This is a genomic window from Collinsella sp. AM24-1, assembly GCF_003470325.1.
In the GTDB taxonomy this organism is placed as follows: domain Bacteria; phylum Actinomycetota; class Coriobacteriia; order Coriobacteriales; family Coriobacteriaceae; genus Collinsella.
Genome location: NZ_QRHM01000003.1, coordinates 85400 through 96568, shown reverse-complemented (window position 1 = coordinate 96568; position 11169 = coordinate 85400). Strand labels below are relative to the sequence as shown.

The window sequence follows — 11169 nt, the reverse complement described above, 5'->3', positions numbered from 1 at the left end:
TAAACATGTACGCAATCGTTAACACGGGCGGCAAGCAGTACAAGGTCGCCACCGACGATGTCATCACCGTCGAGAAGATCGAGGGCAATGAGGGCGACAAGGTCACCCTGCCGGTCATCTTCCTCAACGATGGTAAAAAGATCGTCACCGATCCCGACAAGCTGGCCAAGGCCAAGGTTACCGCTCAGATCGTTGAGCAGTTCAAGGGCGAGAAGCAGCTGGTCTTCAAGTTCCACAAGCGTAAGCGCTATCGTCGTCTGAAGGGTCACCGTCAGCAGCTCACCAAGCTGAAGATCGTGAAGGTCCAGGCTACGTCCCGCGCCAAGAAGGCTGTCAAGGCAGAGGCCGAGGCTGTTGCCGAGGCTCCCGTCGCCGAGTAGATTACACTCGTAACGAAAGAGTAGGTATACACAATGGCACACAAAAAAGGACTCGGTTCCTCCCGTAATGGCCGTGACTCCCGCGGTCAGCGCCTTGGCACGAAGCGCTATGCCGGCCAGACGGTAACCACGGGCACGATTCTCGTCCGTCAGCACGGCACGCACATCCACCCGGGTGAGAACGTTGGCCGTGGCAAGGACGACACGCTGTTCGCGCTGGTCGACGGTACCGTTGAGTTCCACAAGGGTATCAAGCACAGGGTCAGCGTACGCCCGCTCGCGAACGCGTAATTCACCCTTCATAGAGCACATATGTGGGAGGCACTTGAGTTTTAGGATTCAAGGGTCTCCCTCTTTTTGTAGGAGGCGATTCTGTTGTCACAGTTCACCGATATCAGCCGCATTAACGTGTGCGGCGGCGACGGCGGAGCCGGATGCATGTCGTTTAGGCGCGAGGCATTTGTCCCCAAGGGCGGCCCCGATGGCGGCGACGGCGGTCGTGGCGGCAATGTCGTCATCCAGGCCGATGCTCAGCTGTCTTCGCTGATCGATTACCGCTTTAAGCATCACTTCCGCGCCGAGCGCGGCACGCACGGGCAGGGTGCCCGTCGTAACGGTAAGAGCGGCGAGGACCTTATTCTCAAGGTTCCCATGGGTACCGTGGTGCGCGAGCTCGACCCCGAGAGGCAGACCCCGATGTTCGAGATTGCCGACTTGGTGCATGATGGCGAGCGCGTCGTTGTGGCGCCCGGCGGTGCCGGCGGTCTGGGCAATACGCACTTTGTGACGTCGGTGCGCCGCGCGCCCGCATTCGCCCAGCTGGGCGAGCCGGCCGAGGAGCACTGGATTGAGCTCGAGATGAAGCTCATGGCTGATGCCGCGCTCGTGGGCTTCCCCTCGGTGGGCAAGTCCTCGCTTATCGCGCGCATGAGTGCCGCCCGACCCAAGATCGCCGACTATCCGTTTACCACGCTCGTGCCCAACCTGGGTATGGTGCGTGCCGGCGAGTACTCCTATGTCGTTGCCGACGTCCCCGGCCTCATCGAGGGCGCGAGCGAGGGCAAGGGCTTGGGCCACCAGTTCCTGCGCCACATCGAGCGTACGGCGCTCATCATGCATGTCGTCGACATGACGGGCGGTTTTGAGGATCGCGACCCGGTTGAGGATTACCGCATCATCAACCGTGAGCTCGAGCAGTATGGCGCCGAGCTTTCGGAGCGTCCGCAGATCGTCGTCGCCAACAAGTGCGATGCGCCGGGCACGGCCGACAAGATTGCCGACCTTAAGCGCGCCGCGCTCGACGATGGACATATGTTCTTTGCCGTGTCCGCCGTGACGGGCGCCGGCCTCAACACGCTGATGCTTGCCGTGGGCGAGCAGGTGGCTAAGCTGCGCGCCGAGCTGGCGGTCTCCGATGAGCCGGTCGATCTTCGCGACGAGGAGTGGGAGCGCCGTCGCCTGCAGCGCGAGAAGCGTTTCCGCATTGTTCAGGAAGAGCCCGGTGCCTTCCGCGTGGTCGGTCGCGCCATCGAGCGCATGGTTATCCAGACCGACTGGGAAAACGAGGAAGCCGTCATCTACCTGCAGCACAAGTTTGCGCGCATGGGTGTTGACGACGCGCTCGAGAAGGCCGGCTGCCGTGCGGGCGACGAGGTCCGCATTTGCCAGCGCGCCTTTGACTTTGAGGGCGCCGAGGACTTCTCGGAGTACGAGGAGCTCGAGGACGCTGGCGAGGACGTTGCCGTTGAGGCCCTTGACGTGACCGATGCTCCGGATGAGGGCGTCGAGGTTGTCGATGCGGCGGATGCCGCGGACGATGCCGAGACCTCGGAGGGCGAGTAAGCCATGTCGCTGCGCGGTGGAATCGGTTTGCCCGAGCTGCCCATAAAAGAGGGCAAAGAGTTTCGGCTTGGCATTATGGGCGGCACCTTCGACCCGATTCATTACGGGCACTTGGTGACTGCCGAGCAGGCGCGCGAGTCGCTCGACTTGGACGCTGTGCTCTTTATGCCGGCCGGCTCTCCTGCCTTTAAACTCGACAAACCGGTGACGCCTGCTGAGGACCGTTATGCCATGACGGTTCTCGCCACCGCCGCGAATCCGGCTTTTTTGGCGAGCCGTTTCGAGATCGACCGTCCGGGCGTGACCTATACGGCCGATACGCTTCATGCCCTTCGCGACTTTTACCCGCCGCAGGTAAAGCTCTACTTTATTACGGGCGCCGATGCGATTATCGATATTGTGACCTGGCATGATGCCGAACGAATCGCTGAGCTTGCTACCTTTATTGCGGCGACGCGACCGGGCTTTGATATCGATACGGCGCGTGCCCGAATCAAAGAGTCGGGGCTGCCGTTCGACGTGCGCTATATTCAGATTCCGGCGCTGGCGATCAGCTCGACGAACATTCGTAAGCGAGTTGCCCGCGGCATGAGCGTGCGCTATCTTACGAGCGAGTCCGTGCTCGGCTACATTCGCAAGCGCAGGCTATATGCCGATTTGGGCCAAGAAGATTTTGAGTGATGGGGGCTACGTTGTCGGTAGAGGATCAGTTTGAGGGCGATGAGCGCGCGCTGCTCAAGCGCATTCAAGAGCTGCTCGATGTTCGCATGAAAGATAAGCGCAAGCGCTATGTGCATTCGCTGGGTGTTGCCGAGACCGCACTTCATCTGGCCGAGGTCTACGGCGTTGACCGCTTTGATGCGGCTGCCGCCGGCTTAATTCACGACTGGGACAAGGTTCTTTCCGATGACGAGCTCGTGGCCCGCGCGCTTCACTATGGCATCAAGGTTGCCGGCTCTCCTTCCGCCGCGACGCCGCTTTTGCATGGCCCTGTTGCCGCCTATGAGCTTCCGCAGCTTTTTCCCGAGCTGTCACCGGCCGTTTTCCAGGCTGTCGACCGTCACACCGTGGGTGCCTGCGACATGACGCCGCTCGATATGGTGGTCTTTGTGGCAGATGCCATCGAGCCCAACCGTCACGGCGACTATGCCCATGCGCTGCGCAAGATGGTGGGGAAGTCCTCGCTCGACGAGTTGTTCTTCTCCTGTTTTGCGCAGGGTCTGGTCTATGTGATCCAGTCCGGGCGCTATCTTTATCCCACGGCTATTACGATTTACAACCATTACGCCCAGCTGCGCTAGCTCGGGTGTGTCTAGAAAGAGGTATTCCATGGCCGACGAGACCATGACTGACGAGCAGATTCTTGAAGGTGTGGAGCATAAGAGTTTCGTTGCCACGTCCGACCGCACCGCCGCCTCGCTGTCCGCGAGCGGTGTCGCCGCCGAGGATGTCGCCCGCGCCGCCGCGCAGGCCGCCTACGACAAGAAGGGCGAGGACGTGCAGGTGCTCAACCTGACCGAGCTTTCCGACGTGTGCGACTACTTTGTGCTTGCCACCGGTACCAACAACCGCCAGGTCGATTCGATTGTCGACGAGATCGAGGAGAAGGTTGCCGAGGCTTGCGGCGAGCATCCGTTCTCCATCGAGGGCCGCGAGCAGAAGACCTGGATGCTCATGGACTACGGCTCGGTCGTCGTTCACGTCTTCACTCCCGAAGCCCGCGACTTCTACCGCCTCGAGAAACTCTGGGGAGACGCCCCCCAGCTCCCCCTCGACCTCCTCTAGTGGCTCATTTGATACGGGGCTTTTAGTTAGCCTCGCGCATTTTGCCGGGCAGTTGCGGTTTTCCGTACCTGCCCGGCTTTCTTTTTGCCCAAAGGCGGTTAATCGTTGAAGCGGGATTGGCGGCCGAAGGATAGGGCGGTGTCGCCGAACTTGTCTCGGACGGCGTCGATAGCAACCGAGAGGTCGCGTCGGTCGCTGGATTGGGCTCCGCGGTCGTCGACTTCGCAGAACAGGTCGGTCTGGATGCCGCCCTGATGGTCAAAGTCGCTCATCCCGATACCCGCCAGACGCACATGCATGCCTTCCTGCCAGATGTTGTCGAGCAGTTCGAGCGCAACCGCCACAAAGATGTTCTCATCGTCGGTCGGATGAGGCAGCCGGCGCTGTGCCGTACGCCCGCTGCCATACGAATACTTGAGCTTGAGCGTTACCGTGCCGCCCGTCAGTCCCTGACGGCGCAGGCGGCGTCCAACTGACTCGCCCAACAGTGCAATCGCCGCTTCGATGTCTCCGCGCTCAGTTAAATCTTTCGCAAAGGTGCGTTCATTGCTGACCGACTTGATCTTGCGCTCTTCATCGAGACTCGTGACTTCGGAGATTTCAAGTCCCAGCGCACGCTGACGCATACGTTCGCCGTTGACGCCAAAAATAGAGGCCAAGGTGGATTCCGGTGCACGTGATAGCTCGCCGAGCGTGTAGATGCGCATGCGGCGCAGTCGCTCCTCGGCCGAGCGCCCGATGCCGCTCATGGCAGATACCGGCAGCGCGGCCAAAAAGCGCTGCTCGGTTCCGGGGCGCACGATGGTCAGCCCAAACGGCTTATCCCGCTCGCTTGCGATCTTTGCGACCGTCTTGTTGCAGCCTACGCCAATGGAGCACGTCACTCCCAGCGCTGCCACGCGGTCGCTTATACGCCGTGCAACCAGCAGCGGGTCCTCGGGCGCAAAGCGACCCGGTGTGATATCGATAAAGGCTTCGTCGATCGATACGCGCTCAACGCGCGGCGTCTCCTCGGCAAGAATCGCCATGACCTGCGCGCTCACCTCGCGATAGCGATCAAAGTGCCCGTGCGTCCAAATGGCTTGCGGGCACAAGCGCCGTGCCTCGGCTGAGGGCATGGCGGAGTGCACGCCAAAGCGACGTGCCTCGTAAGAACAGGTGGACACAACGCCGCGGGAATCGGCGTCTCCGCCCACGATGAGCGGCTTTCCGCGCCATTCGGGATGATCGAGCATCTCCACGCTCGCAAAAAACGCATCGAGGTCCATCAGGCCCACCGCCGGACCCGTCCAGGGAGGCGGCGTGACGCCCATGGCATCCTCATAACCGTATGTATGTTCGCGTCTTTCCATGTCATGAGTATACCGCGCAGCTCATGTGGGGTGCGTGTATGTGCTTGCAAATCCCGAATTCTTGTCTAAGATATGGATTTGCCCTCGACTACACCGAAGAAGTTGGTCTCACGGACTTCACCTGCCCGCGTCGATGGCGTATTATGTTCAACTGTTTGTTTGTAGTTGCAGCCTAAAGCTGCTTGGTTGGAGGAGTTTCCTTTGGCAGTCAAGATTCGCCTTGCTCGTCACGGCGCTAAGAAGCGTCCGTACTACCGTGTCGTCGTCGCCGATTCCCGCGCCCCGCGTGACGGTCGTATCATCGAGGAGGTTGGCCGCTACAACCCGATGACCGCCCCCAAGACCATCAACCTCGACCTCGAGAAGATCGCCGACTGGCAGTCCAAGGGCGCTCAGCTCACCGACGCCGTCGCCGCTCTGGTCAAGGCCGCCAACGAGGGCGAGAAGACCGAGACCGTCGTCAAGAAGTCCAAGAAGCAGCTCGCCAAAGAGGCCGAGGCCGCTAAGGCTGCCGCTGAGGCCGCTGAGGGCGCCGAGGAGTAAATCGTGCCTGAGGTTGACGCTGCACAGCTCGAGGGTGAGGCAATGCTCTCAGATCGCATCGCCGATCTCGTCGAATATCTCGTTGTTCAGATCGTCGACGACCCGGATTCCGTGAGCCTTGAGGTCATCGATGGTGACGACGCCTCCACGATTGAGGTTTCGGTCGCCGAGGATGACGTCGCTAAGGTCATCGGCCGTCGTGGCCGTACCATCAAGGCCATTCGCACGCTCGCCCGTGCACTGGCCGCTCGCCTCGACACTGCTGTCGAGGTAGAGGTTCTGGGCTAGGACCTTGAGGTCCCAGTACAAAAACATCGCCCGTGTGGTCAAGCCGCACGGAAGGAAGGGGGAGGTCCTCGCGCAGCCGCTGCGGGGGCTTCCTTCTGTATTAGAGCCGGGTATGCGCGTCGCCCTGACGCCGCCGGCGCTCAAGCGCGACCGCTTTTGCACGGTCGTGTCCGTCACCGATACGGGCGATGGCGATCTGGTCTCGTTTGAGGGCATTGACGACTTGACGGCCGCCGAGGGCATCACGGGATGCTATGTGTTGGCAAATCGTGACGATTTTGAGCTCGATTCACTCGACGCCGCCTATTCCGACCTGATGGGTCGCGAGGTGGTCGACGAGCGCTTCGGTTCACTCGGTACGATCGTCGAGATCATGTCGACGCCCGCTAACGATGTTTGGGTTGTCGAGGGCGATCGGTACGGCGAGGTACTGATTCCCGTGATCGAGCAGGTTGTGCTCGATCTTCCCGACACAGGAACAATTTCCGTCCACGTTATGGACGGCCTGATCGATATGGACAAGTAGGGAGGACTACATGCTGATTGAGACCCTTTCGGTCTTTCCCGAGATGTTTGAGCCCGTCATGTCCACATCGATTTTGGGCCGCGCCCGCAAGGCCGGCCTTTTTGATTTTAAGGCGTATAACCTGCGCGACTGGACGCACGACCGCCATCGTACCGTCGATGACGAGCCGTACGGCGGCGGGCAGGGCATGCTCATGAAGGTCGAGCCTATCGCCGAGGCCATCGAGGCCATTAGCGCGGAGGGCCCCAAGCCGACGGTGGTGTTCTTCACCCCGTGCGGCGAGCCTTTTATGCAGCATGTGGCCGAGCGCCTGCTCAAAAGCGAGCGCCTGCTGTTTGTGTGCAGCCGTTACGAAGGTGTCGACGAGCGTGCCTATGCGTATGCCGACGAGCGCCTGTCGATCGGCGATTACGTGCTCACGGGCGGCGAGCTTCCCGCTATGGTCGTTGCCGATGCCGTCGTACGCCTGATCCCCGGCGCCCTTGGTGACGAGATGAGCAACGTGGACGAGTCGTTCTCGACCGCCGAGGACGGAGGCCTGCTCGAGTACGCGCAGTACACCCGCCCCGCCGAGTTCAACGGCGAGGGCGTGCCGCCGGTGCTCGTGAGCGGCGACCATGCCAAGGTTGACGCCTGGCGCCGTAAGAATGCCATCGAGCGCACCTGCCGCTGGCGTCCCGACCTGATCGAGACGGCGCGGCTTACGCCCCAGGAGCGCGCATACGCGCAAGATTTGCTTTCCGGAAGGGGTGAATAGAATGGTGGATGATAAAGGGCGTCAACGGGTTCACCTCGAACATGATTTTGGCGAAAGGTCCGTTTTCACTTTACGTGGTGCTCTGGAGTGGATTTTAGTCATTCTTATCGCGCTCGCCGCCACCTTCTTGATCCGCACCTTTGTGGTCGAGCCCTTTGTGGTACCCACCGGCTCCATGGAGGACACGATCGAGATTGGCGACCAGATCCTGGCACAAAAGGTGAGCCTCGAGCTCGGTCAGCCCGTCAAACAGGGTGATATCGTGGTGTTCCATAATCCCGATGCCACGTCCGAGCATGACGTGCTGGTAAAGCGCGTCATCGCCACGGCCGGTCAGACGGTCGACCTTCAGGACGGCAAGGTCGTCGTCGACGGCCAGGCGCTCGATGAGGACTATACGACCGGCATGAGCTGGCCGCTTTCGGTCCAGGCGCCCGCCGCCCAGGTGAGCTATCCCTACACCGTCCCCGACGGCTGCGTGTGGGTGATGGGCGACAACCGCGAGAACTCAGCCGACTCACGCTACTTTGGTCCCGTTGATCGCTCTGATTTGATCGCCGTGGCGCTCGTGCGTTACTGGCCGCTTAACCGTCTGGGCGCTATCGACTAAAAACCGCTATAGTACAGTACCTAACCGTGTAATCGTTTCGACGAGGGGATATTAGAGGCATGAACGCTTCATCGCTTTCCTTCCAAGACATCATCCTGCGCCTCCAGCAGTACTGGGGCGAGCAGGGCTGCGTTATTATGCAGCCCTATGACTCCGAGGTCGGTGCCGGTACCTTCCACACCGCGACCACACTGCGCTCGCTCGGTCCCGCCGAGTGGCGCACCTGCTATGCTCAGCCTTGCCGCCGTCCCGCCGACGGCCGCTACGGCGAGAACCCTAACCGCATGCAGCACTACTATCAGTTCCAGGTGCTCATCAAGCCGTCGCCGGTCAACGCCCAGGAGCTCTACCTGGGTTCGCTGGCCGCCATTGGCCTGGACCCCAACGACCATGACGTCCGCTTTGTCGAGGACGACTGGGAGAGCCCGACCTTGGGCGCCTGGGGCCTTGGCTGGGAGGTCTGGCTTAACGGTATGGAGGTCACGCAGTTTACATACTTCCAGCAGGTGGGCGGTATCGAGGTCGACCCCGTGCCCGTCGAGATCACCTATGGCCTGGAGCGTATCGCCATGTACGCCCAGGGCGTCAACTCCGTTTACGACCTAGTGTGGAGCTACCTGCCCGACGGTACGCCCATGACTTACGGCGACGTGTTCCTCGAGAACGAGCGCGAGTTCAGTGCCTATAACTTTGAGGTTGCCAACGTCGAGATGATGCGTCAGAAGTTTGACGACTACGAGGCCGAGTGCCATTCCTGCCTGGAGCGCAAGCTGCCGCTGCCCGCATACGACTGCGTCATGAAGTGCAGCCACGCTTTCAATCTGCTCGATGCCCGCGGCGCCCTGTCCGCGGTCGAGCGTGCCAACTACATCCTGCGCGTCCGCGCCGTCGCCAAGGCGTGCTGCGAGGCCTACATGGCCGAGGTCGCCGGAGTGAACGAGAATGCCGACCAGGAAGGCGAGGTGGCGTAAGCCATGGCAGACGCTAAGGATTTCCTGTTTGAGATCGGTACGGAGGAAATGCCCTCCGCGCCGCTGAACAATGCCGTCAAGCAGCTTGGCACCATGATCGCCAAGGGTTTAGACGATGCTGGCCTGGCCCACGGCGAGGTCCGTGTGATTTCGAGCCCGCGTCGCCTGGCTGCGCTCGTGGCCAATGTCGCCACTGCGACCGACGAGGTCCACGAGGTTAAGCGCGGCCCCGCGGCCAACATCGCGTTCGACGCTGACGGTAACGCCACTAAGGCCGCCCAGGGCTTTGCCCGCAAGTGTGGTGTGGCTGCCGAGGATCTGGTCTGTCGCGAGGACACCGACGGCCGCGAGTACGTCTTTGCCGAGAAGAATATTCCTTCCGCACCGGCTACGCCGATTCTGACCGCTCTGTGCGAGAAGACCATCGCCGGCCTGCAGTGGCCCAACTACCGCTCTCAGCGCTGGGGTCACGAGCACGCCACCTTCGTGCGCCCGGTCCGTTGGATCTGCTGCCTTCTGGGCGAGGACGTTGTGCCCGTGTCGTTTGCCGACGTGACGAGTGGCAACACCACGCGTGGCCATCGCGTGCTTGGCCCCGGTGACCATGTGGTCGCCAGCCCCGCTGTTTACGAGCAGGTGCTCGAGGATGCCGGCGTGCTTTCTGCCGAGCGCCGTCGCGAGGCGATTCTCGCCGGAATCGCCGAGGTCGAGGCCGCTCGCCCCGGCTGCCATGTCGATACGCCCAAGAAGGTCTTTGAGGAGGTCATTAACCTCTGCGAGTGGCCGACGGTGCTCGTCGGTACTTTCGACGAGGAGTTCCTCAAGGTCCCGCACGAGATTATCTGCGAGTCCATGCTCACCAACCAGCGCTACTTCCCGATCTATGACGGCGAGGGCAAGCTGACGCGTGAGTTCGTGGTCGTTTCCAACAGCAAGCTCGAGAACGCCGAGCGAGTGATCGACGGTAACGAGCGCGTCGTGCGCGCCCGTCTGGACGACGCTAAGTTCTTCTACGAGGAGGACCTGAAGATCTCCCTCGACGAGTTCCGTGAGCGTCTGTCCAAGGTTGCCTTCCAGGAGAAGCTCGGTAGCGTGCTCGCCAAGTCCGAGCGCATCGAGCAGCTCGCGCTCGCTATCGCCCGCGAGGCTCACCTGGGCGCCCATCTTGCCGCCGACGCTGCTCGCGCCGCACACCTGTGCAAGGCAGACCTGGTGTCCAACGCCGTCGTCGAGTTCACGAGCCAGCAGGGCGTGATGGGCGGTTATTACGCGACCGCGATGGGGGAGAACGACGAGGTCGCCCATGCTATTCGCGATCACTATCGTCCTCGCTTTGCCGGTGACGAGCTGCCCGAGGGCACCGCTGGCTGCATCGTGGCCTGCGCCGACAAGCTCGATACCATCGCCGGTATCTTTGCCATCGGCGAGCCCCCGACCGGCTCCTCCGACCCCTACGCGCTGCGTCGTGCCGCTATCGGCATTATCAACATCCTGCGCGACCGTCTGCCGATCGACCCCACGTCGCTCATCGACTTTGCCCTCGAACTCTACAGTGAGCAGGGCATTGAGTTCGACGCCGCCGAGGTCGCCCAGCAGGTTCGTGACTTCTTCCATGGCCGCCTGGTGAGCATGGCCCGCGACGAAAAGATTCCGGCCGATACCGTCGCCGCCGTCTCCGCGGTGCACATCATCGCCCCGTCCGTCTTCTTCGCCCGCTGCGCCGCCCTCGACGAGGCCCGCAAGAACGACGCTGAGACGTTCGACAACCTGGCGACCGCCTATGCCCGTGCCGCGCATATCTCGAAGCCCGAGCTGGGTGCGGAGTACGACCGCGCCCTGATGGGCGAGGCCGAACTCGCGCTCGCCGACGCCTCCGAGGCTGCTCAGACCGCTGTCGATGCCGCCCTTGCTGCCGAGGACTACCCGGCCGCATTTGCTGCCCTCGCCGCCCTGCGTGCCCCCATCGACCGCTTCTTCGACGAGGTCATGGTCATGGACAAGGACGAGCAGCTTCGCGATAATCGCCTTAAGCTGCTCAACCGCTTCGAGGCCGTTTTCTCCGGCATCGCCAACATCGGTGAGCTTGCCCGCAAAAAGTAAGCCAGCCTGCGCATA

Annotated in this window: 14 protein-coding genes; 13 read left to right on the top strand and 1 reads right to left on the bottom strand. The window is 61.7% G+C overall.

All coding sequences use genetic code 11. From position 1 onward, the window contains the following. Positions 1 to 5 precede the first annotated feature (5 nt). From rplU to rsfS, 6 genes are all read left to right on the top strand, one after another. Positions 6 to 380, top strand: coding sequence for a 50S ribosomal protein L21 (rplU, locus tag DW661_RS02035; protein WP_035138585.1), 375 nt, complete (start codon positions 6 to 8; stop codon positions 378 to 380). A 33-nt stretch (positions 381 to 413) separates the two neighbouring features. After that, on the top strand, positions 414 to 671 hold the full coding sequence (gene rpmA / locus DW661_RS02030; RefSeq protein WP_006236075.1) for a 50S ribosomal protein L27: 258 nt from the start codon (positions 414 to 416) through the stop codon (positions 669 to 671). 84 nt (positions 672 to 755) lie between these two features. Further along, positions 756 to 2222, top strand: coding sequence for a GTPase ObgE (gene obgE, locus DW661_RS02025; RefSeq protein ID WP_199584827.1), 1467 nt, complete (start codon positions 756 to 758; stop codon positions 2220 to 2222). A 3-nt stretch (positions 2223 to 2225) separates the two neighbouring features. Further along, positions 2226 to 2903, top strand: a complete 678-nt coding sequence (gene nadD / locus DW661_RS02020) for a nicotinate-nucleotide adenylyltransferase (protein WP_117637231.1) — start codon at positions 2226 to 2228, stop codon at positions 2901 to 2903. 86 nt (positions 2904 to 2989) lie between these two features. Continuing rightward, complete coding sequence (gene yqeK / locus DW661_RS02015) at positions 2990 to 3523, top strand: bis(5'-nucleosyl)-tetraphosphatase (symmetrical) YqeK (RefSeq protein ID WP_197736885.1); 534 nt, start codon at positions 2990 to 2992, stop codon at positions 3521 to 3523. 28 nt (positions 3524 to 3551) lie between these two features. Beyond that, positions 3552 to 4007, top strand: a complete 456-nt coding sequence (gene rsfS / locus DW661_RS02010; protein ID WP_118934351.1) for a ribosome silencing factor — start codon at positions 3552 to 3554, stop codon at positions 4005 to 4007. A gap of 98 nt (positions 4008 to 4105) precedes the next feature. Here the strand turns inward: rsfS and dinB are convergent, their stop codons facing one another. After that, positions 4106 to 5359, bottom strand: a complete 1254-nt coding sequence (gene dinB, locus DW661_RS02005) for a DNA polymerase IV (RefSeq protein ID WP_199584826.1) — start codon at positions 5357 to 5359, stop codon at positions 4106 to 4108. Positions 5360 to 5560: 201 nt separating this feature from the next. Between dinB and rpsP the strand changes: the two genes are divergently transcribed. Genes rpsP through glyS form a run of 7 tightly spaced genes read left to right on the top strand, consistent with a single transcriptional unit; the run spans position 5561 to position 11154 of the window. After that, positions 5561 to 5902: a 30S ribosomal protein S16 gene (rpsP, locus tag DW661_RS02000; RefSeq protein WP_022094749.1), complete on the top strand. Its 342-nt coding sequence runs from the start codon at positions 5561 to 5563 to the stop codon at positions 5900 to 5902. A gap of 42 nt (positions 5903 to 5944) precedes the next feature. Then, complete coding sequence (locus DW661_RS01995) at positions 5945 to 6190, top strand: KH domain-containing protein (protein WP_171021534.1); 246 nt, start codon at positions 5945 to 5947, stop codon at positions 6188 to 6190. A gap of 4 nt (positions 6191 to 6194) precedes the next feature. Continuing rightward, complete coding sequence (rimM, locus tag DW661_RS01990) at positions 6195 to 6716, top strand: ribosome maturation factor RimM (RefSeq protein ID WP_089573449.1); 522 nt, start codon at positions 6195 to 6197, stop codon at positions 6714 to 6716. A 10-nt stretch (positions 6717 to 6726) separates the two neighbouring features. Next, positions 6727 to 7473, top strand: coding sequence for a tRNA (guanosine(37)-N1)-methyltransferase TrmD (gene trmD, locus DW661_RS01985; RefSeq protein WP_118238090.1), 747 nt, complete (start codon positions 6727 to 6729; stop codon positions 7471 to 7473). A gap of 1 nt (position 7474) precedes the next feature. After that, entirely contained in the window at positions 7475 to 8083 is a 609-nt protein-coding gene (lepB, locus tag DW661_RS01980; RefSeq protein ID WP_233547434.1) for a signal peptidase I, read from the top strand. Positions 8084 to 8142: 59 nt separating this feature from the next. Beyond that, positions 8143 to 9054, top strand: a complete 912-nt coding sequence (locus DW661_RS01975; protein ID WP_006236091.1) for a glycine--tRNA ligase subunit alpha — start codon at positions 8143 to 8145, stop codon at positions 9052 to 9054. 3 nt (positions 9055 to 9057) lie between these two features. Next, on the top strand, positions 9058 to 11154 hold the full coding sequence (gene glyS, locus DW661_RS01970) for a glycine--tRNA ligase subunit beta (protein ID WP_118934347.1): 2097 nt from the start codon (positions 9058 to 9060) through the stop codon (positions 11152 to 11154). Positions 11155 to 11169 lie beyond the last annotated feature (15 nt).

Bases quoted from the DNA above. Each gene is read 5' to 3' on its own strand.
- rplU (WP_035138585.1), top strand. From the start codon at position 6: ATGTACGCAATCGTTAACACGGGCGGCAAGCAGTACAAGGTCGCCACC.
- rpmA (WP_006236075.1), top strand. From the start codon at position 414: ATGGCACACAAAAAAGGACTCGGTTCCTCCCGTAATGGCCGTGACTCC.
- nadD (WP_117637231.1), top strand. From the start codon at position 2,226: ATGTCGCTGCGCGGTGGAATCGGTTTGCCCGAGCTGCCCATAAAAGAG.
- yqeK (WP_197736885.1), top strand. From the start codon at position 2,990: ATGAAAGATAAGCGCAAGCGCTATGTGCATTCGCTGGGTGTTGCCGAG.
- rsfS (WP_118934351.1), top strand. From the start codon at position 3,552: ATGGCCGACGAGACCATGACTGACGAGCAGATTCTTGAAGGTGTGGAG.
- dinB (WP_199584826.1), bottom strand. From the start codon at position 5,359: ATGGAAAGACGCGAACATACATACGGTTATGAGGATGCCATGGGCGTC.
- DW661_RS01995 (WP_171021534.1), top strand. From the start codon at position 5,945: ATGCTCTCAGATCGCATCGCCGATCTCGTCGAATATCTCGTTGTTCAG.
- trmD (WP_118238090.1), top strand. From the start codon at position 6,727: ATGCTGATTGAGACCCTTTCGGTCTTTCCCGAGATGTTTGAGCCCGTC.
- lepB (WP_233547434.1), top strand. From the start codon at position 7,475: ATGGTGGATGATAAAGGGCGTCAACGGGTTCACCTCGAACATGATTTT.
- DW661_RS01975 (WP_006236091.1), top strand. From the start codon at position 8,143: ATGAACGCTTCATCGCTTTCCTTCCAAGACATCATCCTGCGCCTCCAG.
- glyS (WP_118934347.1), top strand. From the start codon at position 9,058: ATGGCAGACGCTAAGGATTTCCTGTTTGAGATCGGTACGGAGGAAATG.